The organism is Methylomonas sp., assembly GCF_023228165.1.
In the GTDB taxonomy this organism is placed as follows: domain Bacteria; phylum Pseudomonadota; class Gammaproteobacteria; order Methylococcales; family Methylomonadaceae; genus Methylomonas.
Genome location: NZ_JALOBS010000007.1, coordinates 150,722 through 172,375, shown reverse-complemented (window position 1 = coordinate 172,375; position 21,654 = coordinate 150,722). Strand labels below are relative to the sequence as shown.

Here is a 21,654-nt window from a genome sequence, read left to right as displayed (position 1 = left end):
GACGGCATACGAGATCAGCTTTATCTGGCACTTCGACTGGCGGCCCTGGAAATGCACCTGGAACAGGCCATGCCGTTGCCCTTCGTCGCCGACGATCTATTTATCAACTACGATGATGACCGATCAAAAGCGGGCTTTGAAGCACTTAAGGCATTGTCAGAACAAACCCAAGTTATCTTCCTGAGCCACCATGACCATTTGATTCCGACGGTGCAGGAGGTTTTTGGCAAGCACGTGAATGTGGTGTGTTTGTGATGGAATGGCCGCTTCATTAACAATCTCACTGGGCCGAATTGTTGCAACCGACCGATTGTCGCGGTAGAGATACCCATTGCTGGATATGCCCGGATTCCAGGCATCGATTGACAGCGGCGATGACAACGTCCAGGCCGTGAACCGGTACGCACGCCAGCACCTCAGCCAGCACCCGGTCGCCGCCGGGGCGCTTACGCAATGCACGCTGCAAAGCAACAATGGCGACGGCATCTCGGCAAACGGCGCACCATTGCGTAACGCTCCCGGCTTGCGCTCCAGAGTAGGGAGGGGGGAGAAAACGGACAGTTAACAACACAAAATTTCGCCCGAAAACCCACGTAATTCGCGGGATTCAGGCTTAGGCATATAATTCTTGAATTCCGGACAGTATAGGGATGAAATAGCGGAAACTGCCGGTAATTAATTGGAAAAATAGCGTTGCAAAATAGGGATTAATCAGTGTTTAAACGCCTTTTATTACATCATCGAATGCGGTTTAAAACGCTTGTGAGATGATCTATCGTTACGTGCTCCACCAAATCTTTATCCGTATCCGGGAAGCCGATCAGCTCCCGTTTTGGTAACCCTGGATGATTGACCCGTCGCCGCACGATACCGGCAAACGCCAGCGCTTTTTTAGTACGCGGCTTAATAACATATGGATCGGTGCCGGCTTGGTGTAGTGCTGCCAACGTCGCATCACGTGCACCATCAAAACCCAATATCAACGTTTCGTCGGCTACCTGATAATTCAAACTTGCCAACATACGACCTGTTTTTTTCAGAGGTCCGCCTTTGCGGTCGCCTTGCGCCAGTGTTAAATCAGATAGTTTCTTCCACTCATTACCGTCAGGATCGACGCCTTTTTCGTGGCGCTGCCTATTCGCCCGCAACAACGATTCGCCTATACTGCCCAGCATCTCATCGGGCGAGGCTATCTCCCGTCTGGCCGCTTCCAAAATGCGATTAAGATGACTAGACTCCAGTTCGATCTCAAATTGCATAATCCCCACCTTTATATATAATGAAACCGTGGCGATAGGAGACAGGCCGACTGTACGGCAGACCCAACCAAACCCACAGATCGGTTCTACAGCACCAACCGGTCATGATTTCTTAAACAACAGCCTGCCCAAGCGCTGCTTGTCGAAATATTTCAGCCGCTGCTTAGCGCTACTGGGTTCAGCCATGAATGCTGTTGAACCAAACCAGCCGGTTCTACCCCACTCAAATACCGATATCGCAAACTCCCCGGTTCCCTCAACCTCATAAGCTCGTAGATACCGCCTTTTCAAGCGCCAACGTTTGGGTTGATCAGGGTTTTGGTTAGACCACCAACGGTCTTCCTCCCATTGCCACCAAATTTCATCGGGCTCCAACAGCGTCATGGCCAGCAAGTTGGCATATTGCATACGGCCCGCCTTTTCAGGCTTCGCCAGCCACTTAAATTCGCCGGTACCGTCGTGAAACAACGTTTTGGTTATCGCCAAAGAACTGCCGACCAAGTCAGTAAACGCCGCGCCTTCCTCCATCGTCGCGCCGAAAATAGACAAAAACTCGGCAACAGCCACCTCCGGTGCGATATCGGCAGACAGCAAAATGTTGGGCGACACCTTAGTCGGTTTCGGCATGTCAGGCGCCGTGAAACCGGTCGGCCAAGGCTTATCGCGCTGCTTCAGCACCGCATCGTAGCCCGTCAATGGCGGCACCGTCAGCGGTTCCAAATACGCCTTGCCGGGGTTATACGCAAAACCCGGATCGATACCCTTCGGCACCTGCACAGTGCGCGGCGACGCACCTTTGCTGCCGACCGTTTTGGTTTCCCATTCCAGTTGCAAATTGTCAGGACCAGACATGCCTTTAGCTGTCCATGCCTGCTCTGCCTCGTATTGAGACAAAGAATTCCATCTGCACTTGCATCCCCAGCCGTTTTGCGGCGATATCACATCGACTATCGGATCATCCACAGAAAAAATCAGGCGGTCCCATAACTTATGCTCCAGGCGAGGGTGCTCGATAGAGGTATGGTCGTATTCCAGATAGGGCCGCAAGTGCTTGACGGCTTGAATTTGTTGCCAACGCCCGGCGTTGTAAGACTGATTGATATTAGTATCGTAGATGATCTTACTGCGCCAACCCGCCGATCCGTTATAGCTCCAGCCATGCTTTGCTACTATATCGTCGAAGCGCTGGCGAAAATCATCGTACCCGCCGCCGTTCTGCTTGGCGTCGTAAATGGCGTTATAGAAGTCCTCGACCAGCGCATCGTGCGCGGCGCCGGCCACCACAAAGGCATGGCTGTGTTGTTGCTGCCAAATATCCGTCCAACTGGCGGTTGGCAGCTGGATTTTGGCCTTATAAAAGTCTATCGCTTCTTTAAACGGCAATTTTTCAGGCTTCAATCGGCATCTCCCAATACGCCAAAGGCCCTTCCTCGCGAATAACCCGCCCGCGAAATGGCGGCGACAGGCCTTTCAACCGCCAGCAATACACGCGCTTGGCACGGAAATCAGTGGTTAACTGTCGGCGCAATTCGCGCAAATCAGCACGGGTAATGGGATGACCAGGCACAGCCAAATCGGCACCCATCTGCACCTCACCACGACCTATAAAGTCCAGTGTGCACACTAAATTAAACGGGTCGCCAGCATCGTAACTCAGACCATCCGCATAGCGGCGGACAACGGCTTGTTTTATCTCGATATGCACGGTGCTCATTTACCGGTACCTATATCGCCGCGTCCTGCCAAATGCGCCGCCGCCATCCCCAACTGCAGCGACTCCGCCCAGGCGGAACCGCTTAAATTCAACGCCTCCATCCCGGCAATCGCATCCTCGAACGACCCGGCCTCGGCCACCACCGCCGCAATCTGCTGAATTGCCGCCTCTTCGTGCGGCATGCATAGTGCCGCCAATTGTTGCGCGTAGTTGCCGACGATATCGCTGTCCTGGTGTTGCTTGGCCAACGCCGCCAACCGTTCTACTGCGCTCACGGCAGGCCGGGTCAACGCTGCGCCGGCCTGATTCTGAGCCTGAGCCTTACCGGATACCGTCAAAAGCTTGGCCTTGTCGCCGGCCCGTGGAATCTGCAAGGCTCGATGTGCCCAATCGACATCGATCTCCAGGCCCATGGCCGCGCCTTTCTCCAACACATCCACCAACGCCTGTTGATCCACCTCGTCGGCAGTGTCATAGCGGTATTCCGGCATGCGGTATTCTGTGAACATGCCGTTCAACAACACAATCGGCCTGATGATATCGCGGTTAATCGTCGGCGCGATCTGTTGCACATCGTGCAGCATAATCTCGCGCCGCACCTCGTTGTGGATTTTACCCAACGCATTGGTGCTCGATTTGCCGTCGGCTTGGCTAGTTAGCGTGCTGCCCAAAATCGCAATCGACTGCTTTTTCTCCCAATACGCGACCGCATTTAAAAAGTCGGCGACGTTGCCGGAATTAGTCTGCGTCACAAAATCGATAGCCATCGTGCTCGGCACAATGCCGGCACCATCGTTACCGATATTGCGCACCGCCCGTAACAACTCATCGCGCTCTTTTTTGCCCAATCCGCTGGGATACTTACCCAGCCGCAGCGGCATGCCATAAACTTCGAGGAAGCGCTGCATGTCGCGCACGTTGTAGGCCTTATAGGCATACGTCCATGCCAGCACGCGGAACAGCGCCGCTTGCTCAATGTAGCCGGACTTAGCCCTATGCTCATGCACCACCCAGCCCCAGGGCCGCAGCGATTCAGGCTTGCTATCCTTGCGGTATAACAATTCGCCGGTCTTGATATTAATCTCAAACTCGCGCTGCGGTACCCAGTGCAAGGCCGCCGGCACCCACTCCGCGCCGGTACGCCACTCGATCTCCTGCATCGACAGCCCTTTACCAATCGCGTCCGTCAGGTCGTATTGAATGTCGGAAAAACTTTGATATTTTCTTGGCGCAGCATCGTTAATGCCTTTGATCTGGCACAGCATATCCTTTAGCTCTTTAGTGCGGTCAATCTCGGCTTGCGTGGCATCCTCTTTCGGATGCAAATCCCACTCTAACCCCGTAACCGCCCGCCGGCGCTTGCTTAGCTCGGCAAAAATGTGCGGGTCCTGCTCCTCCACCAACTCGAATAGCGTCGCCTGGTCGGTAATCCATCCCTGGTCAGCCTGCGCAAATGCCGCCGCCAACCGGGTCGGGTCTAATGTATTGACGCTGGCATAATTCAGCGCCCCGCTTTGCGTAGATCGTGCGCCGGCCTGCAGGGTTTCCAGGCCTTTTTTACTGACCTGGGTGAGTTTGGCTAGCGCGGCTTTGGCTTGTTTAATCATGGTTATGCTGGCCCAATTAACTTGATGCTATCAATCGTCAAATCCGGCTCTTCTTCGGCCATGATCTGACGTACTTCGGCTTCATTCACGGCGTACAGCCCAACCTTGAATGTTGCACACGAAATTCGTGTATCCGATACATCGGTTTTGCTGCAACTAACCTCATATTCCAACAACGCATCATCTTCAATCATCATCCCAACCCTCATCATCACGCGTTCGACGACTCGTTGAACGCCGTTTATTGCGGCTTTGTCCCGCCGATTCATACCTAAATTCACCGCCAAACTGTTTGGCGATTTGCCACAGCATTTCCAGTGCATCAGGGCCGTCGTCGTCGTGGTCGGCTTCCGGCCAGAACTTCAATTGCTCGATCAGCGTGGACTGGCTGCGGTGCAACCGGATCAGCCCGTTGTTGATTGCGGCTGCAGGCTGATTCGGTAATCCATCCCTGGTCAGCCTGCGCAAATGCCGCTGCCAGACGAGTCGGGTCCAACGTGTTGACACTGGCATAATTCAATGCGCCGCTTTGCGTAGATCGTGCGCCAGCTTGCAGGGTTTCGAGGCCTTTTTTACTGACCTGTGTAAGTTTGGCTAGCGCGGCTTTGGCTTGTTTAATCATTTTGCGCCTCTAACTGCGCGACATACGTCGCTACTTCTTGAGCGAGAATTACCAGGGCCGCACCGACACCAGCGGGTGTATGCCCTTTATCATTGCGCCACCGTTTCCAGTGTTCGCATAGGTCGGACATTTCGTCCAACAGGGCATTTAATTTTTCTGAATTATCAATCATCATCCCAATCCTCATCATAATCAGCACTCCGGCGGCTGGTAGAGCGGCGCTTACCGCGCCCTCCGCCCGCCGATGTATATTCAAACTCGCCGCCAAACTGTTTGGCGATCTGCCACAGCATCTCCAACGCGTCCGGCCCATCGTCGTGGTCCGCTTCCGGCCAGAACCTCAACTGCTCGATCAGCGTACTTTGGCTACGGTGTAACCGAATCAGCGCATTATTGACATGCGGCTGTAGGCTAATAATACGCAGCGCCTTGTCGGTATCCGGCACCACTGGAATGCCTGGAAACGCAATCCCCATCAATGCCGCGCGTTTGATCAACTCGCTATGCAAAAATGCCTGGAACTGCACGGTTTCCACCGCCCAGGACAAACAGTTATATTCAGCCTGCAAATCAATCGCCCGGCTGATGATCAAATCCGGCACACGGCGGGCGATATCGGCTTCCACCACATCCAGCACCATAGATTTACGATTCAAACCACCGACCAAAATCGCCGACGGGTCGCCTTTAACGGTGCCTTTCTTGCCTAACGACGGGTCGATCGAACCGAAAAACACCCAATCCGCCAACCGATCAACCCAAAAGGTGATGTCCTTAAACGGCGCATTCTCATCGTTACCGGCCTCGTTTTGCTGCTCTTGAGAAAACGAGTCGTGGTTAATCGCCCGCATACACATCAAGCGGTACAGCGGCCGCACCTCAGGCCAACTGCACACTGCGCCGGCATCCATGGCTTTCTTGCGCTTTTTGTAGAATGCCAGCGCCTCGGCTTCAAACTGTTCCTTCTCGTCATCGTCGCCGCTGCGGGTGTATAGCGCTTCCCACTGGTCCCACAAATCCATCCGATCCGGCCATTTCAGAATCGAGCGGAATATCCGACGCCGCCAACCCGGTGCACGGCTAACGCGATTAATGGCCGCGTCATAATGCAAACTGGTACCCACCCAAAACACATCCATGCCGCCACTTGGACCCGCCAAGCCTAGCACCGCGCTGAGTACATACTTTTGCACCTTGTCGCGCTGGCTCTTGTCTTTGACGTTCTCGTCGTTTTCCAAGTCGTCCAAAAATATCAGGTCAGGCCGGTGCGGGCCGTGCTTCATACCCCGTATTTTCTTACCCGTGCCGCCGATGCGAACCTTGATGTTGTTGGCGGTGATGGCCGTCGTCGCCTGCCACACCCGACCCCGTCCGCAGGCGTCCGGAAAGTCCATCGCCAGGCGCGGATTAGTATCAAGCTCGGCCTTGATGCTTTCCAGCATCTCCGCCGCCTGTTCCTCGGTGTTCATGATGATGCCGATCATGTGCTTGCGACCGGTAACGATGCACCATAAGGAACCTAGCTGGGTTTCATAGGTCGATTTGGCCTCGCCGCGCGGGGCTTGGTGCACTTCGCGAGCGTCTACATCGCTATCGATGCACTGAGGGAATCGCTCGAAAATAAACTGGTGAAACGCGCTGAAATGCGGCGTCGGCACATAATGCGGGAAATAGGTTTTGCAGAAAAAACCGTAATCGTGCCAAGCGCGCTCACGCCGCTCACGACTCGCCGCCGGATCGGTGGCAAACGCCTCACACTCCATTTCGATTTGCTGACGAATCTGCTCGCCTAGCAGCGCCAGTTCTTTTTCAAACTCCCGCCAGTTTTTGACTTCTTGAATGTCGATGGATTCAGCCATGATTCGCCTCGTTCCCGCGCGCCGCGTGGGAATGTATGGCTTGGTCGCGCTGCGGCATCATGGCACCGCAGCGCGGTACATCATGATTACCACGCAGCGCGTGGGAACCAGGGAAAAAATTCAAATCAGCCATACCGCTTCCCCAAAACCGCCCCAATATCCTCAAAATGCGGCTGCAAAGCCCTTAGTGCCGCCGGATCGCGCTGGCGTAACTCATCAGCCACAATCCGCAATGTATCTAATGCCACCGACAACCCGCTGAACTGCGGATTAACCCTGGCAAACGCCTTGCTAAACTTGGCATAGGCATCGGCCAATTGCGCTAATAGCTGGGCTTTTTCCGCCGCCGGAATCGGTGCGTTTTCCAGCTCACGCGTGGTGGTGATCACTTGGCGGGCAAAATCCTCAACCAGCTGCAGATTCAAATCATCAATGCCCTGGTCGCTAATCCGATACGCCGCCCGCGCAGTGTCCCAGTCATCGCCTTTTTTTTGTGCCGCTGTTTTCCAAGCTCGCCCAGTGTCATAGCTAACAGCCGCTGCAATACATGCACCCGTTAGAGGCATGCCTTCTATATATAAGCGGCGGACGTGGTCGCGGGTATCCTGAGAGTGTGCCATTACATGCGCTTAATCAGTTCAACAGCAGCGGCGGCCAACGCCCCGCCAATTGTGCCGCCCAATGCGGACAGGCCGGCCACTTTTTCAATCAGCCGCTTGTCTTCCGCCTCCAGCGCCGTCACCCGTACCCCGATACCGTCGATGCGGTGGTTCAGGTTGTTCTCCATCTTGTCCATGCGGTCGTGAGAGCTGTTCTCGATCCGTCGCAAATCGTCCCGGATCACCTCAATGGCGGCGGTCAGGCTTTGGTGCATCACCCGCAGTTCGCCGCTTAATTGGCCGATGGCCTGGGCGACCGCTGTCATGTCGTTAGTGTTGTTCTCGCTCATCGGCGGGTCTCCCTTCTTCAAAATCGATTAATGTATTTAGCCGGGCTCGGCAGGTGTCGTAATAGCCTTGGGCGTTGCCGATCCAGCCGGCGACGTCGGTATCGGTGGCAACGGCGGCACTTTCCGCAGCAGATGGCTCGGCGGTTTCGGGCACGGCGCCGGCGGCGGCCGCTTCGGTGTGGTTGAGCACCCGGACAGTAGCGCTGTTAAGGCAAGCGCGGCCGGTAGTAGCTTTTTGCACGGCATGTTTCACCTCCTGGGTGCGTTTAGATAACTGGTCTTCGGTGGCGGATAACGACGCGGATAATGTATCGCCCCGCGCCACTTCCTGGATGTAAAGGTCTTGATAGGTGACCAGTGCCACGTTTTCTTTGCTGAGTTGGTCGTTTTTGATGGCGGCGATTTCGGCGTCGAAATACAGCCCGGTAAAAAACCAGCCGCCGCCAGCCCCGGCCAGCGCCCCGATCAAACCGGCAATCGCTAACGGATTCATAACACCTCCGCAATTTCAAACACCGGTATCGACAGCCGGTTGGCCACTTGCCGTTCCAGCTGTGCGCCTTTTGACTGCCGCCAGCCCGGCAAAAACACCACCATGTCGCAGGTCAGCATCTGCCGCAGCGCAATCCGCATATAACCCGGCCAACTGTTGCAGATGGGCGGCGTGTTTTCCGCTGGGTTTTCCACCACAAAGCCCTTGGCGCGCAACTGCTCGGCGGCGTGGTTAAACGCGGGGTAATTAAAGTCGGCAATCCCGCTCATCGGGCCGGCCAAATAGATGCGATCCTGTCCTGGCCGTGTCATGGTGCAACCTCCCCACCCCAAGCGGTGTAAAGAGGTTGCAGGGTTAGCAGAATGCGCCGGGGATACCCTAGGTTCTCACGGCAATGCACAGCGGCCCGGCGAGCCGATCCGCAAGCGCGGTCCACCGCCGCGCGCTGATACGAACCCGCGTTTCTGGCCTCGTTCAACCAATGCCCCAGGCCGCCGTTATACGATCGCAGTGCCGCCCATACTAAATCGAACTCAGAATCGCCATTCACACGGGCATACAACCAACGGTCATACCCCACTAAAGAGCGCATGGCCCAGTGCGGATTGGTCGGCTGGCACTCGATAGCCGCCAGCCCCAAACGACCGCACCACCAACGCGCAGTAGCCGGCATAAATTGTGCCATGCCCACTGCTCCGACGCGGCTAACCGCCTGCGGACGCCAGGCAGACTCTTGATGAATCTGCGCGGCAAACACAGCCACGGGTGCATCCAGGCCCCATTCGGCATGGGCGATACGGGTTAAATCGGCACGGTAATGGCTGGCGGCGTGCGGCATGGCTGGTGCGGCGTGTGCAGTACACGACCCCACCAGCATCGCCAACAGGATCAGCGCAACCGTGACACCGGATATCAAATACCCCGGATTTTCCTGTTGTTGGCGGCGCTTCATTACGCACCCAATCCAACAGCCAGCATAGCAAATCCCACAATCACGGCTCGCCGGATCATCGCCAGGGCAAACACCAGGTGATAGCCGTCGTTTACTCTAAAATCTGCTTCTTGTTGACCTTTCACCGCCTTGTAACGATTCAGAGGTATCTCCGCCAAATACCCATCCGGCCGCGCATACGGGAAAATCGAGCGGTCCAGGTAATACCCAACCACGCCGGCAGTCGCCACCAGCGAAACCTTAAACACGGCAACGCCGATCTGCTGCGGATACAGCATTAAAATCGTAAACAATAAAATGGCTGCAATCACCAGCCAGACAGTCAATCTTGGTAATTTCATGAGATCAATCTCCAGGTAAAAAAATGCCTTACGGAGACTGCAGATTACGCGCGCGCGCGAGGTTTGGTGAGTCTGGAAACGTTTCCAGCGCAGACAGGATGCAGTGTGCTTTGTACAGTGACCGCACCCAAAAACCACATCAGGAAATCTCATGTTGATCCTACGCATCCTGCAATGGCTGTTGCTGTTGCCCATTCACCTGCTCATCACGTTGGCCCGCTACCCGCTGGCCCCAGTCGCTGTATTGCTGTTCAGCCGCAAAGACAAACGCCACCTACGCTGGCCATTCCGCTGGCTGGAAACCATCGACAACGACCTGTCCGGCGACGACGGCTGGAAAACCGAACACATCAAACTCGGTAGCGCCCCCTTGAGCACCTGGAACCGTATTCAATGGCTATGGCGCAACGGCGGCAACCGTGCCAATTACATGCTATTGGGGTGTATCGAGGAATTCGCGTGGACTATCCGCCACTTTGCCGCCGAAAACAGCAAACCGTTCTGGGTAGACCCGCACGGCTATTGGCTACTGCGCCGCTTTATTCGCATCGGCCGCAAAGAGATCGAAGTGTTCATCGGCTGGTCGCTGTTCGGTGCCAAACTCGGCCGCTGCAAATACACCGCCACCATTCGTATCAAAACATCCGCAGAATAACCATGAGAGTGACCAGACCCGCACAACCCAGGCAACATGCCGAATTAGCGCCGGATAGGCCGCCTGTGCAAAACTGGCGAGCAGGCTGGCTGTTCCGCCCTGGCTCTTTGTGGATCGGTGTGCATTGTTCCGCCTATAACAAACGGCTGTGCATCAACCTGTTGCCGTGCGTAACGGTGTGGGTGGTAATGCCGGGAGGATTTGCACCATGACTAATGCCGAACTAAAAAAGATCGCCACCAAAATCGCCAAGTGCTTGGCGCTAGCCACCAGCGACAACCCCGGCGAAGCAGCAGCCGCCAAACGCCAGGCCGACGCGCTGATGAAGAAATACAACCTCACCAGCGGTGAGGTGGCGGCGGCGGATGTGCATGAAAAAAGCGCGGATATAGGTAGCCCATACAGGCCGCCTGTGTATCTGAGTCACTTGGCCAATGTCATTGCGGAAGCCTTCGGCTGCGGCGGGGTATTTCATCGCGGCTTTTTGATGGAAAACACCTGTGCCAACTTCTTTGGCCTGGGCATTAAACCGGAATTGGCCGCCTACACCTTCGATGTGCTGCGCCGCCAACTGGCAAAAGATAGAACGGCTTACAGCGCTACCCTTAAACGCTACAAACGCGCTAACCGCATCCGCAAGGCAGACCTGTTTTGCGAAGCCTGGGTGTATCGCATTGGCGAGCAGGTCAACGCCTTTGCCGGCAACGAAAGCGAAAAAGTCGCCATAGACGCGTACAAACAAAAGCGCTATGCCGCCGGCTTAAAAGCCGATACCCGCGCCGGTGCGGTCGCCAAACAAAACAACGACTGGCAAGCCAGCGCCGCCGGCTACAAAGCGGCGGAAGACGTATCGCTGCACAAGCCGGTGCAGGCTAAGCGCGGGGCGTTATTGGGGGCACGATGAAAAAAATAGAACCATCCCAATTGCTTGCATGCCCATTCTGCGGCGGCAGCGCTGATGTGGGTGAAACCATCGAGCGCATCGGCCTAAACCGCCATCGTCTCATCATCAAATGTTCAGTGTGTCCGGCAAACATAGATGTGACATTTTCTGGTGCATCGCATTCAACCCTTGTACGCATGCACCGAAAAAATGATGGTTGAAAAATGGAACAACCGTGCCAGCGCCTGACTGGAAAACCCGAGCTGAAAACAATTACCAGCGCATCAAAGCGTTTTACGAATCGCGCGGCGGCACCCAATGGCACAAAGTCACCGCCGATCCGCGCTTTTTCAACCGGGTTTGGCGGGCGATGTTGAAGTTACCGAAAGGCGACATGCCGCCGCCCGCCGATAGGAGATAAGCATGCAAGCAGTAATGAAAAGGCCGCTGTTTAGCGGCTCGGCATTGATAGTAGCAGCCATTGTCGCCGCCATCGAATGGCTGGCGGAACGCTGGCAAAAACGCCATGACGCATAAATGGCGCTGGAAGAAATACCTGCCGGAGCGTTTCGGCAGCCGCTGCCGGGTATTGGCGACCGGCACGATGAATTCGGCGCTGGTCGAATTTGAAGACGGTGCCAAGTTTATCACCAGCCGCTATGCGGTTAGGCGGCTGACGTAGGGTGGGCATGCAATGCCCACGCGGGATGGCCCCTCATCCGCTTATTTTTTTGGCAGATTGTTTACGTCCAACACTTCGACTTCGTCATAACAACCATTGACATGGTCGCCGAAGGCAAAGGCGTTATACATGGGGTCGGTCAAGTCCTTGAAGTCGCGAATGTTAGAGCGGCCTTCATTGGCATCAGCAAAGAAAATTAATGACCGAATGTACACGGTTCGCGTTATTCCAGCGCTTCGGCATTGACTTGGCACACCAAAGACTTCAAGTTTCTGTTCCAGCTTTTTAGACTGTTCCATATAGGCCAGTCTTTCTTGAAAGCTTTTCTTATTGAAAAGGCCGGTATCCCAAACCGGTTGCTTTAACTGATCGTAAAGCGCTCTCGCATCTTTGTAACTGATCTTTCCATAGGCCGGCGATTCTTTAGCAGCCGCCTCATCTGCGCTAGCTAGTGCGGGCATCAATAGCAGCGCGATGACTAATAACCTTTTCATTCCGTTTCTCCTTCATTAGTGGGTAGTGTCAGCGCATAGCTACGTCCTTTTTTTATACGAACGATCTCTCCGCGCATAGCAGCGTAATAAAGCGTTAAGGAATCAATATCCAGATATTGTTTCAACATGTCGGATTGAATGATTCCTGGTGTTTCATTGATGATTGATTTAATTGTCATTATTAGCTTTTCATGGGCTTTAATATCGCGAATCCGTTGTTTCCATTCACCATCCCATCGTTGGCGACCCGCTTGTTCGCAATGGGCGATGGCTTCTTCCGCGCCGCAGACACCAACGATATACCCAGTGTGACAGAGGTAGTTATAGCCGGCATGAAATCCAGGTCCACCCGCTCTCTTGATGAATCCGGATTCGGTTCGAATGCCTACCGTGCTAACCCTTACGAGCTCGTGGTATGTCTGATCGGCAATTTCCACTAATCGCCTGGCTACGTCAGCCGCCGCCTGGTGAGAGTGCTCGCGCAATAAACTGTCTAGCTCATCATTTAGGCGGAAATGCTCATTCAGTATAGGGCCGAAATCACCCATCATCATCTCCTTGGTTGGTGGGTGGTGTGGCTTTCAATTCCATGACACCAGACCATAACAGAGCAATCTGCCGCAGTTGGTATTGGTTGTGGCTGTTCATCATGCGGTAACACTGCAACAAGCTCAGCTCCTCATTGCCTTCGATTTCGGTTTTCAGGCTGGTTCCGGTCACTATCCAATCCGGGTCTAGGCCTAGTTCGGGGCGTTGCGTCGCTAAGGCAAAAACTTCCTTGGTGGGGAAGCTTTCTCGCTTTTTACGCTTCGCCCATGCGCTCGCATTCAAGCCCAGTAGCTCTGCGGCCTCTTTATCTTCCGTGACTTTGAGTTGCTGCTTCAGCCTCAGCGTGGCTTCTTCAAAAAAATTCATGGATTTCTCTTGACTGTTTATAAAAGTCCATTAGAATGACACATGTCCTTTTAATGGACATTACAAAGAATCAAAAAAGGAGCCAAACATGACCCCAGCAGAAAGAAAACAACAGTTTGCCGAAAACGGCGAATGCCCTGGCCAATGGGCTGACCAGAACGGTTATCCACGCGATTTGGTGTACCGCATTCTCAACGGCCGCACCCCGGCCTTGCGCGGCAAATCCTTCAAAGCCGCCAAAGCATTGGGCGTTAAGCCTGTTCCAAAAGCGCAATAACCAATACCGAACAACTGCAAAGGAAATTATACATGAAGATCACTGACGACATGATTAGAGCGAACGGTATCAATATTGGTGGCAATACCATCATGCCAGTCGCAAATGTACGGCCAATCTCAGCGTTACAAAAGCTATCAAGGACTATTCGCATTCCAAAGTTGCTCACACTTCCAGCAACGGTATATAGTGCTGCCAGTCATAGCTGACCTGGTCGCGGTCGAACAATGTAAGCAACAACGCCATGTACAGTCCATATTAAATCAATTTACCGGTTTTTGTCGCTATCAGGCACCGCCGTAGCATCAGTCACGACTGAGGTTTCGTGGTGTTCGTCTGATTCGATTTATGTAAAAACGCCGATATCGATATAATATTTAATTGAAATATACGATTAGTGGGGTGCGCCAGGTGAGTAACGACATGGATAATAATTATCCAGCTACCGCCGTGTCAACGTGGAGCGGCTATGTCTACCAGGGAAAAATTGCGCTTTACCATTCTCTCAAACTGATCAGTCAAGGTGACGAGAATTTCGAGCTTCAATTAGATAGCACTGACGATTTCGCTATTTATAAGAATGGCGTTGTGACTAGCGCCCATCAAGTGAAAGCCAAAATTGGCGAATATCGTAGTGGGTACACTGAAGCCCTAGAGAAATCTTCTGCTATCGAGTTTGACCGAACCAAGGGGATTTCGCGTTACTTTCATGTATCCGTTCAACTTAACGATACTGACGATTACATCGGAAAAAATGGAGAGATCGTTCAGTTCTACGCCTACGGCAATAATAAATATTGCGGCTTGGGCGAAATCGAAGGACTGACAAAAGACGTCATCATGCAGATCTGCGCTAGTCGTTCTATTACGATGAGCCAGGACTTGTTGAATTACAACTATTGTCTTCTATCCGAAAAAATAAGCACCAAGGCAGTAGAAATACATCGTCTTGTGCAGGATGATCGTGAAAAGGCCAACAAAGCTGCTTACGAAAATCGGATTACGGCACAAAGCTTGTTAGAAGATATTTTCACCAAAAATCCATATAACAGCACTGAGTATTATGCTGTCGATTTGAAAGCCAAGCTGTGCAGCTATCTTGAATACAGACTTGATCAAGCTTTACTCGGCATGAGTGATGCAACGTACGCCAGGGCACGCCGTCTCTTTGAGCATATTCGCATTACAGATGCCAGCAAAATGAAAGCACTCTGCCAGCTAATGAAACCCTCAGAACGGTTTTCAAGTATTCAAAAGGCGGATATCAGGCGTTATTCCGGACTAATTGAGGCTATGAATATTGAGCCGATACTTAAAGAATTACCCCACTACCTTGATGGGGAAAAGCGATTTTACCTGCCAACTGCACTAGATCTGCCCTCGCTTGATGACCACGAAGGCTGCACATCCGACTTACTGGGAGAAATGGAAAGCAACGGAGATCTACTCAAACTTCTATTCGAGTATAACCACCTCATTGCCTACAGAGCTACGAAATCTTTCGTTATCAATACCAAATACACCGATCCCGACGACCTGACCGATCAAGAAGTTAAAGACCACATTGACAGCAATATCACCAAATCATTTTGCTTAAGCATAATGACCAAAGAAGATGCAGAGGCTCAGCTGAATGATAAATAAGATTATTGATGAGGCGCTTATCGCTCATGACTTCACAAGAGAGCATCAGACTGATCTCACGAGCTTCTACATCCGTGAATCCGGTTCAGCGATCAGGTTTGCGATCCTGCATAAACTGGACAAGTTTTCCAGCCCCGCCGAGCTGAACGCTGCCATTAACCAGTCGGCTCCTGATTCGTTCCTCAGCCACCCAACGTTCAAGAAGAACTGTGATTTAATCTGCATTCATCACCTGAACAACCTGGCTGAGTTCAAAGACCACGAAGAGCAGATATTCGCGATCGAAGAGGATCCTCACTTCTTCAAAAAATATATTCTGTACTACAGCGACACCGAAGCGAGCGCGATCCAAGATTATTCCTTTGGGAAGCTCGTGGCTACTATCTCGGACAAGAGCCAGTTCAGCAACTACAAGAATGATCCACTGGCAGCCACGCAGTACAGTGTGGCGGCAAAAATCTTCATCAAACTTCCCTTCCTTGAGCTCCCATTTACGCGAGGGGAGCTCGTGTCCTTGCGCCTGCAAGCAGCCGAAGCAGTGGCTGAAGCGGAACTCGACGCAACATACAAAACCATTCAGAAACTCACTGCAACTAACGTAGACGAATTGATCAAGGAACTGATTTCCAATGAGCTGGAAAATAACTCGAATTGAAATTTATAGCTTCAAAGCTTTCAAACACATCGATTTAGATCTGGGTACTTCATCTCTGTTGACTCTCGACGGGCCGAACGGGTATGGAAAGACCAGCATTTTTGATGCCGTTGAGTTGTTACTTACAGGTCAGATCAAGAGGATATTTAATCTCTTTACGACCTTGATGACAAAAAACAAAAGCAATTATGATGACAACCTGCTCTGGAATACGCGCTCCGGCAAGAAAGGACCTGTCAATCAAAATTGAATTCGTGGACGGTGATCGCAGGCTCGTTCTAGCCAGGCATGCGCCTGTGAAAACATTCGAAACCAAAACGAATAACCGAGCCGATAAGTTTAAGCACTTTGCCCTCTATGAGCTGCCCGATTTCGACTCTAAAGCCTATACTCCCGCCAATCTGCGCCAGGACGAATTCCTCGATAAAGTCTTTGGCAAAAACTTCAGAGAGAATTTCTCTTTCCTGAACTACCTGGAGCAAGGGCAAAATAAACTGCTCCACACTCGAGTGGACGAGCGTAAAGACGTGCTTGGAAACTTGTTCAATATCAGCGACATCGCCGCCGAGATTGAAAACTGTCGGTCGATCACAAACAAACTCACCAAGTACTTGAGTGACGAAAAACGCAAAGCTGAGGAAGATACCCTCAAAAACGAGTGCACTGCCTTGCGTGAAATGGTTAAAGCCGATCTGGGCAGCGTTGAATATAAGAAATTGTCGACCGCTGAGTCCGTGCCAGGTTGGGACAAGGAGGACCCCTTTCCCATCTATGCCCAAGACGTTCACTCCCAATTCCTGAAGTCAATCCGCAAACTAGGTGATCTGCTTCCTCAGAAAGCCGCCATTCGCATCAGAGCTGAAAATGAAGCCATCGAAACCGACATTAATCTGCATGCAGAGTCACTGAACAGCCTGGCCCAGTTAGGCACTGACTTGAATCGGCTGGATGATCTGGACAAAACTAAAGGAGAGATTGACCAACTCGCCAAAGCCACCGTTATCATCAAAAAAGGGGCTTCTGTCATCACTGCGGAGCAGGCCCGCACGTTGCCAGGTTGGGCGGCTAATCGGCTGGCGTGGTTTGAGACGCAAATTACAACACGCGATGACCTGCAGACCAAGAACACCGCGAACGATAGCGCCGCAGCCGAACTGGCTCGGTTGAAGCAAAAGCTCCTTGATGAGCACGCCAAGCTTTATCCCGACGACAAGTTTTGCCCGCTGTGCGGTGCCGACTGGGAAGCTCATGCATCAATGCTCAAAGCTGTTGAGAACAGGGCCCGGAAAATCACTGACGCCTTGGGGAATGACGGTAAAGCGCTCGTCGCCTTGATCACCTCAATGACTGCCGAGCTCGCCACCATTGAGGCGTATATCCAGGGACGCGAGGCGATCCTGAAGCTTGGATACAACGGTGTGCTGCATAAAGCGCTGACAGAAGCTAAGACCAGGTTACCCGCAATCCAGCAGCTAGCCGAACGGCTCAGGGCTGAAGGTATTCAAATCACCTTCACATTCAACGACGACGAAGTGATGGTAGCTACCCGCCTGGAAGAGCTACGCAATTTGATGCGCTCCAAGAAAACGGACGAGACCGTGGTGCCACCGGAAGATTGGTGCCAAACCATCAATGCGGTGTTCAAGGACTTGAAGGACTTCTATATTTTTGATACTCAAGATCTGAAAAACAAAGAGCTCTATATCACGATTAAGGCTAACGAAGCCCAGAGCAGCAGACTTCAGAAATGTGTTGAAAACCTTCAAAAATTTCAACGCGAGAACGAGGCAGCCAACAAAGCCAAAGACAAGGTCAACAAACTACTTTCGACCTTGAAGAAAGCCGAGCAAAAGTACGCTGATCAAACCATCTCGGCAATTGAGCTCATTTTCCATATCTACAGTGGGCGGCTCATCCAGAACTACCAGCGCGGCCTCGGGCTATTCATTGAGAGCCAGGATGGTAAGCAACTGCGGTTCCTGACGGCGGAAAAGTCCGACCATGACGCGGTCATGTCCATGAGCACAGGCCAGGTTTCAGCCCTCGGCCTCGCCTTTTTCCTTTCGCTCAACAAGGTGTATGCAGATGTCCCGCTCATCCTTATCGACGACCCATCTCAGTCCCTGGATGAGGTAAACGTCGCCTCTCTGACTGACCTGCTCCGATGTGAACTCAAGCATTGCCAGCTCATCGTATCCTCGCATGAAGAAGATATTTCGGCATACATGCGATACCGCTTCAACCGGGCTGGATTGACGACGAGCTCGCTCAACATGCAGCGCCTAGTAAAAGAAGGACCGTAACGGCTGTGGCGTAGGTGGTTATGGGCATTAGTAGCCAAGTTCATGTGATTTATGCGTCTATGATGCAAATCTCTCATGTTTAGTCTGTCAGAAAACACCACCTGGATGCCTCTGCATAGAAAAATGGAACAAAAAATCACGCCAGACTCAAGGTTGGTGATCTGCAAAAAGCTGCCGAACGGATCCATCGACCATTCAATAATACAATCCTTGGAGCAGTGGCAGCGTGGCCACCGCAACTTCGAACTAATTCGTCATGGCTATGCCGATGAACTCCTCGGTATTCTGACCGAAGATTTAGGCTTGGTCTCTGTGGATGAAAATGGCCTACTGCGTTCGAGAATTCTCATCGTGAACTCTGAGGAGGAGGTCAGGGGGGCAATCATGCGAATCCTTGGTAAGATCGCAGAAGCGATGATCGTGCGCAATTGTCACAATGATATCTACGCGAATCGTCGCTGGGGACAGATTGCCCGGAGAGGAACCGTTCTGCACCATACCTTAGATCAATACTTAGCAATTGGAACTGGACTCGAATCGACACGGCTGAAATATTTTCAAAAGTACCGGCCAAACGACCCTCAGCGCGATGTCATTTGGATTCACTGTCGCACCAATAGGCGCGAGCTGCAAACACTAATCGGAGGCAGACCGGCTGGATATTCGGCGGGCCTTCAAATGAAGGTCAGCATGAACGGTTTCCAGTACATATATCGAACTGATATTCGACGAGCCAAGTACGAGGTGCCCCTTGTCTACTTCGATCTGTGCAATGACTACTACCAGCTTGCGAATGCAATCTATCTGGAGGACAGGGAGCTTGTGGTTGGAGTTGACCTCGTTCGCGGAAAGGATGTTGATCCGGCACTTCACGACAGACTGTGCTCATACTGGTGGCTTGTTGAGCGGCTCGTCCGCGGGCAAATGACAATCGACCAGCTTCGTGCGGATGAACTTTTGTTTGATGCTTACAAGAAAGATCTTTTAGAAGACATGGGTAGTCAGATCATCACCATCTAGTTGTCCTATCGACGATTTGCCGCACAGCTCCGGCAATCAAATGCTACCGAGTTCTTAAAACGACAGCTGCAGCGACGTTCATGATTTTAGAGAACTCGAACGCTGTATTATCAGGCACGGTTTCCAGAGAATCAGTCAATCGCCATCGACAGCTACTATTTTTGGCCCCTTCCAAAACATGCTCGGTTGAACTCGTCGCGCAATATGGTATACCTGTGACTCCGCTTGCAAAGTCATTTAACGACGGTTAGTTTTATCTTTTCTGGAGGATCAATGATTCGTGACTCTGCTGTTATTTTTAAATGATCTGGCAATGGCTCGCTAATATCAATGCCATACTTTAAAAGGATTTCTCTATGTTTCTTTAATGTTTTTGCAGAATAAAGAGTTGATATATCCTGGCCGTAAAGCCAAAGTGATCCGGTAAGTTTGACTCCGTGGGGTTCGTTTTCCGTTATGGCTTTTAATATAGATTTTGGATGATCTGCTGGATAAACAGGATCGGGAACATCAACCCATGATTGTTGAGGAATTAATTCGAATTTGAATTCCTTGTAACGTTTCCAGGCGAAATAGAATTTTCTTGCCGCCTCCTCGGATTCGAATCTTGCTTGTCGAAGCCATCCGCAAATTCTGTGCTTGTCTGAAAGATACTGGCCATATTCATAGTGACAATGCCACGGCCAGGCATCATATTGTTGTGGGTCGTAAATTCCGATTACGTAAAAGGTTTTGAAAACTTGCATATGTGGTACGGGCAAAAAAGACAAACTAATTGTCACACATGAGAAGCCGCATCAAGCATCTGATAGCAGAGATTTGACATCTGCAATGGCTACGATATCGACCTTCCATGACTTCTCCATCGGCTCATAGCTGCGTAACTTAGGGTTTATTTTTTTTACCGCCTTGACCAACTGTTCCGAGTAAGGAAACGAAATATAAAATGCGTTCATTACATTGTCGAAATCAACTTGTATATTGCCATGCATGCCAATCAGCGATGCCGCATCGGCGAGCAAATCTTGAGTAATAGTTCGTTTGTCAGAAGAGTCAGAGATTTTGATTTCAGGTATTTTAGCCTCAAGCTCAATTATTTCACTTGTGCCCATCCTTCTGATTTTGAAATATTTACCGTGAGGGAAAATCCTTGAATAAGCATAGCTTCCAGGACAACTGAGTATTGCAAGCGTTGAGTTGTGAGGGCATTTTTCAAATATAGGGTCAACCTGTTCAAATATTTCTTCGCCATTTTCTTCTATGACGGTATAAATTTCGGCATATACCCTTTCTTTTGCATCATTAAAATATGGATACCGCCCAATGCCTTTCAGGGGGCCTTCCTTGAATTTGTCGATTGCTACCACTCTGGCAACCGTCTTTCCCCATGAATTCCGAATGATCCAAAAATCGGCTGACTTACCATTGTCAATACATTTTAAAAATATTCATGTCGCTTTCATAGGACGCTTACAGTATTAAATATCTGATCATATCAAAAGCGCGCCTCTCATGCGGCTTGCAGTTCAAGTATGAGTTGTGCAAAAGGACTTTGAAAAATGGCCAGCACCAAATAAAGAGGCGTTGAATTTTTTCACCGGGACAATACCAGTTCCGTTAATTGCACTAACAAGTGCGACTTCGCATAAGATGGGTTATGGTAAATACTCGGAAATTTACCGCCAGAGATTATTGTAAAAACAAGTACTTGGCTTCAATCTTTGCTTCGACGACTGTGGAATTGTTATTCAACCAAAAAACGTTTAATATCACATCGCCCATTCCGATACGATGATGCAAGTAATGAGTGGCGCCTTTCAGAAGTGGCGAATTTACAGTTTCGACCCAAACCCGCCTATTGAGACTCTCCAAACCGGTCAGTCAGCCAAAGCCAGGTTTTGAACACTGGAGAACTACAAACCAGTCGTTGGCGAACTCAACCAAGCGGCCAGTTGCGGACCGCTAAGTTGCGGTCGTAAGTGACCGCTCTTGAATAGATACCTGCCTGCCAGTCTAGCTATAGATGCTTGATTGCAAGACATGATCACCGTCTTTCGGTGGCGTATTTCGGCTATCAATGAAGCTGCTGTCTGGCTGCATACCAAAATCCTGCCGCAAGGTTTTGACGGCTGAGCAAACGGTGCAGCTATTGGGGCTGGTCCCGTTGACTTTGGGTAGTCGTTTGCCGGAAGCATTGGTCCAACAGACGGCGGACGATGAGGAGCAAGTGTGGCTGGCATTGTCTTGAAGGGATTCCTTAAATAATGCGGGTGCTGTTTTATAGGGCTCAAGGTTTATGCGTAAAAATAGACAAATACTTGCCGAAGTGT

Annotated in this window: 33 protein-coding genes and 1 pseudogene; 14 read left to right on the top strand and 20 right to left on the bottom strand. The window is 51.5% G+C overall.

Annotated elements, in window-relative coordinates; all coding sequences use genetic code 11:
• On the top strand, positions 1-255 hold a 255-nt coding region (locus tag M0R33_RS07325; RefSeq protein WP_292567182.1), incomplete at its 5' end, for a hypothetical protein.
• A gap of 88 nt (positions 256-343) precedes the next feature.
• Here M0R33_RS07325 and M0R33_RS07320 read toward each other — a convergent pair.
• The 15 genes and pseudogenes from M0R33_RS07320 to M0R33_RS07250 all read right to left on the bottom strand — a co-directional run.
• A pseudogene (locus M0R33_RS07320) lies at positions 344-543 on the bottom strand (IS21 family transposase); the annotation flags it as partial.
• 194 nt (positions 544-737) lie between these two features.
• On the bottom strand, positions 738-1,259 hold the full coding sequence (locus M0R33_RS07315; protein WP_292567179.1) for a phage virion morphogenesis protein: 522 nt from the start codon (positions 1,257-1,259) through the stop codon (positions 738-740).
• Between the two features lie 102 nt (positions 1,260-1,361).
• Positions 1,362-2,657 (bottom strand): PBECR2 nuclease fold domain-containing protein, encoded by a 1,296-nt coding sequence (locus M0R33_RS07310; RefSeq protein WP_292567176.1) that lies wholly within the window; start codon positions 2,655-2,657, stop codon positions 1,362-1,364.
• Positions 2,647-2,973, bottom strand: a complete 327-nt coding sequence (locus M0R33_RS07305) for a hypothetical protein (protein ID WP_292567174.1) — start codon at positions 2,971-2,973, stop codon at positions 2,647-2,649. The genes M0R33_RS07310 and M0R33_RS07305 overlap by 11 nt, the downstream gene beginning before the upstream one ends.
• Positions 2,970-4,580 (bottom strand): DUF935 family protein, encoded by a 1,611-nt coding sequence (locus tag M0R33_RS07300; RefSeq protein WP_292567171.1) that lies wholly within the window; start codon positions 4,578-4,580, stop codon positions 2,970-2,972. The genes M0R33_RS07305 and M0R33_RS07300 overlap by 4 nt, the downstream gene beginning before the upstream one ends.
• A 2-nt stretch (positions 4,581-4,582) precedes the next feature.
• A complete protein-coding gene (locus tag M0R33_RS07295) occupies positions 4,583-4,777 on the bottom strand; it encodes a hypothetical protein (protein ID WP_292567169.1) in 195 nt (64 codons plus the stop codon).
• Positions 4,767-5,093 (bottom strand): hypothetical protein, encoded by a 327-nt coding sequence (locus tag M0R33_RS07290; protein WP_292567166.1) that lies wholly within the window; start codon positions 5,091-5,093, stop codon positions 4,767-4,769. Before M0R33_RS07290 ends, M0R33_RS07295 begins: the two co-directional genes overlap by 11 nt.
• Before the next feature lie 101 nt (positions 5,094-5,194).
• The gene (locus M0R33_RS07285) at positions 5,195-5,377 is read right to left on the bottom strand and encodes a hypothetical protein (RefSeq protein WP_292567164.1); all 183 of its coding nucleotides are present in this window, start codon (positions 5,375-5,377) and stop codon (positions 5,195-5,197) included.
• Entirely contained in the window at positions 5,367-7,061 is a 1,695-nt protein-coding gene (gene terL / locus M0R33_RS07280; protein WP_292567162.1) for a phage terminase large subunit, read from the bottom strand. Before terL ends, M0R33_RS07285 begins: the two co-directional genes overlap by 11 nt.
• Positions 7,062-7,186: 125 nt before the next feature.
• Positions 7,187-7,681, bottom strand: coding sequence for a DUF1804 family protein (locus M0R33_RS07275; RefSeq protein ID WP_292567159.1), 495 nt, complete (start codon positions 7,679-7,681; stop codon positions 7,187-7,189).
• On the bottom strand, positions 7,681-8,010 hold the full coding sequence (locus M0R33_RS07270) for a hypothetical protein (RefSeq protein ID WP_292567157.1): 330 nt from the start codon (positions 8,008-8,010) through the stop codon (positions 7,681-7,683). Before M0R33_RS07270 ends, M0R33_RS07275 begins: the two co-directional genes overlap by 1 nt.
• Positions 7,991-8,503 (bottom strand): hypothetical protein, encoded by a 513-nt coding sequence (locus tag M0R33_RS07265; RefSeq protein WP_292567155.1) that lies wholly within the window; start codon positions 8,501-8,503, stop codon positions 7,991-7,993. The genes M0R33_RS07270 and M0R33_RS07265 overlap by 20 nt, the downstream gene beginning before the upstream one ends.
• On the bottom strand, positions 8,500-8,814 hold the full coding sequence (locus M0R33_RS07260; RefSeq protein ID WP_292567152.1) for a DUF4406 domain-containing protein: 315 nt from the start codon (positions 8,812-8,814) through the stop codon (positions 8,500-8,502). Before M0R33_RS07260 ends, M0R33_RS07265 begins: the two co-directional genes overlap by 4 nt.
• A complete protein-coding gene (locus tag M0R33_RS07255; protein ID WP_292567149.1) occupies positions 8,811-9,455 on the bottom strand; it encodes a lytic transglycosylase domain-containing protein in 645 nt (214 codons plus the stop codon). Before M0R33_RS07255 ends, M0R33_RS07260 begins: the two co-directional genes overlap by 4 nt.
• Positions 9,455-9,796, bottom strand: coding sequence for a putative holin (locus M0R33_RS07250; protein WP_292567146.1), 342 nt, complete (start codon positions 9,794-9,796; stop codon positions 9,455-9,457). The genes M0R33_RS07255 and M0R33_RS07250 overlap by 1 nt, the downstream gene beginning before the upstream one ends.
• Positions 9,797-9,947: 151 nt before the next feature.
• Here M0R33_RS07250 and M0R33_RS07245 point away from each other — a divergent pair, with 151 nt between their 5' ends.
• The 6 genes from M0R33_RS07245 to M0R33_RS07220 all read left to right on the top strand — a co-directional run bounded on the left by M0R33_RS07245 (position 9,948) and on the right by M0R33_RS07220 (position 12,016).
• Positions 9,948-10,451: a hypothetical protein gene (locus M0R33_RS07245; protein WP_292567144.1), complete on the top strand. Its 504-nt coding sequence runs from the start codon at positions 9,948-9,950 to the stop codon at positions 10,449-10,451.
• 2 nt (positions 10,452-10,453) lie between these two features.
• A complete protein-coding gene (locus tag M0R33_RS07240) occupies positions 10,454-10,663 on the top strand; it encodes a hypothetical protein (RefSeq protein ID WP_292567141.1) in 210 nt (69 codons plus the stop codon).
• The gene (locus tag M0R33_RS07235; RefSeq protein WP_292567138.1) at positions 10,660-11,355 is read left to right on the top strand and encodes a DUF2786 domain-containing protein; all 696 of its coding nucleotides are present in this window, start codon (positions 10,660-10,662) and stop codon (positions 11,353-11,355) included. Before M0R33_RS07240 ends, M0R33_RS07235 begins: the two co-directional genes overlap by 4 nt.
• The gene (locus tag M0R33_RS07230; protein ID WP_292567135.1) at positions 11,352-11,555 is read left to right on the top strand and encodes a hypothetical protein; all 204 of its coding nucleotides are present in this window, start codon (positions 11,352-11,354) and stop codon (positions 11,553-11,555) included. The genes M0R33_RS07235 and M0R33_RS07230 overlap by 4 nt, the downstream gene beginning before the upstream one ends.
• Before the next feature lie 14 nt (positions 11,556-11,569).
• Positions 11,570-11,755, top strand: a complete 186-nt coding sequence (locus M0R33_RS07225; RefSeq protein ID WP_292567132.1) for a hypothetical protein — start codon at positions 11,570-11,572, stop codon at positions 11,753-11,755.
• 105 nt (positions 11,756-11,860) lie between these two features.
• Positions 11,861-12,016: a hypothetical protein gene (locus tag M0R33_RS07220; RefSeq protein ID WP_292567129.1), complete on the top strand. Its 156-nt coding sequence runs from the start codon at positions 11,861-11,863 to the stop codon at positions 12,014-12,016.
• Positions 12,017-12,057: 41 nt separating this feature from the next.
• Here the strand turns inward: M0R33_RS07220 and M0R33_RS07215 are convergent, their stop codons facing one another.
• The 3 genes from M0R33_RS07215 to M0R33_RS07205 are packed head-to-tail and all read right to left on the bottom strand — an operon-like array spanning position 12,058 to position 13,425.
• A complete protein-coding gene (locus M0R33_RS07215) occupies positions 12,058-12,510 on the bottom strand; it encodes a hypothetical protein (protein ID WP_292567127.1) in 453 nt (150 codons plus the stop codon).
• Positions 12,507-13,058, bottom strand: coding sequence for a hypothetical protein (locus tag M0R33_RS07210; protein ID WP_292567124.1), 552 nt, complete (start codon positions 13,056-13,058; stop codon positions 12,507-12,509). The genes M0R33_RS07215 and M0R33_RS07210 overlap by 4 nt, the downstream gene beginning before the upstream one ends.
• On the bottom strand, positions 13,051-13,425 hold the full coding sequence (locus M0R33_RS07205) for a helix-turn-helix domain-containing protein (protein WP_292567121.1): 375 nt from the start codon (positions 13,423-13,425) through the stop codon (positions 13,051-13,053). The genes M0R33_RS07210 and M0R33_RS07205 overlap by 8 nt, the downstream gene beginning before the upstream one ends.
• Positions 13,426-13,513: 88 nt before the next feature.
• Between M0R33_RS07205 and M0R33_RS07200 the strand changes: the two genes are divergently transcribed.
• The 6 genes from M0R33_RS07200 to M0R33_RS07175 all read left to right on the top strand — a co-directional run bounded on the left by M0R33_RS07200 (position 13,514) and on the right by M0R33_RS07175 (position 19,324).
• Positions 13,514-13,702: a DNA-binding protein gene (locus M0R33_RS07200; protein ID WP_292567118.1), complete on the top strand. Its 189-nt coding sequence runs from the start codon at positions 13,514-13,516 to the stop codon at positions 13,700-13,702.
• Between the two features lie 423 nt (positions 13,703-14,125).
• Positions 14,126-15,346: an ABC-three component system protein gene (locus M0R33_RS07195; protein WP_292567115.1), complete on the top strand. Its 1,221-nt coding sequence runs from the start codon at positions 14,126-14,128 to the stop codon at positions 15,344-15,346.
• Positions 15,336-16,001 (top strand): ABC-three component system middle component 1, encoded by a 666-nt coding sequence (locus M0R33_RS07190; protein ID WP_292567113.1) that lies wholly within the window; start codon positions 15,336-15,338, stop codon positions 15,999-16,001. Before M0R33_RS07195 ends, M0R33_RS07190 begins: the two co-directional genes overlap by 11 nt.
• Positions 15,976-16,251: an AAA family ATPase gene (locus tag M0R33_RS07185; protein WP_292567111.1), complete on the top strand. Its 276-nt coding sequence runs from the start codon at positions 15,976-15,978 to the stop codon at positions 16,249-16,251. Before M0R33_RS07190 ends, M0R33_RS07185 begins: the two co-directional genes overlap by 26 nt.
• Positions 16,252-16,297: 46 nt before the next feature.
• On the top strand, positions 16,298-18,304 hold the full coding sequence (locus M0R33_RS07180; protein ID WP_292567109.1) for a hypothetical protein: 2,007 nt from the start codon (positions 16,298-16,300) through the stop codon (positions 18,302-18,304).
• 123 nt (positions 18,305-18,427) lie between these two features.
• Complete coding sequence (locus tag M0R33_RS07175; protein ID WP_292567106.1) at positions 18,428-19,324, top strand: hypothetical protein; 897 nt, start codon at positions 18,428-18,430, stop codon at positions 19,322-19,324.
• Between the two features lie 233 nt (positions 19,325-19,557).
• Here M0R33_RS07175 and M0R33_RS07170 read toward each other — a convergent pair whose 3' ends face one another.
• Both M0R33_RS07170 and M0R33_RS07165 read right to left on the bottom strand, forming a co-directional pair.
• Complete coding sequence (locus M0R33_RS07170; protein ID WP_292567104.1) at positions 19,558-20,070, bottom strand: hypothetical protein; 513 nt, start codon at positions 20,068-20,070, stop codon at positions 19,558-19,560.
• A 51-nt stretch (positions 20,071-20,121) separates the two neighbouring features.
• On the bottom strand, positions 20,122-20,691 hold the full coding sequence (locus tag M0R33_RS07165) for a hypothetical protein (RefSeq protein WP_292567102.1): 570 nt from the start codon (positions 20,689-20,691) through the stop codon (positions 20,122-20,124).
• Positions 20,692-21,401: 710 nt separating this feature from the next.
• Here M0R33_RS07165 and M0R33_RS07160 point away from each other — a divergent pair.
• Complete coding sequence (locus M0R33_RS07160; RefSeq protein WP_292567100.1) at positions 21,402-21,572, top strand: hypothetical protein; 171 nt, start codon at positions 21,402-21,404, stop codon at positions 21,570-21,572.
• The last annotated feature ends 82 nt before the right edge of the window (positions 21,573-21,654 follow it).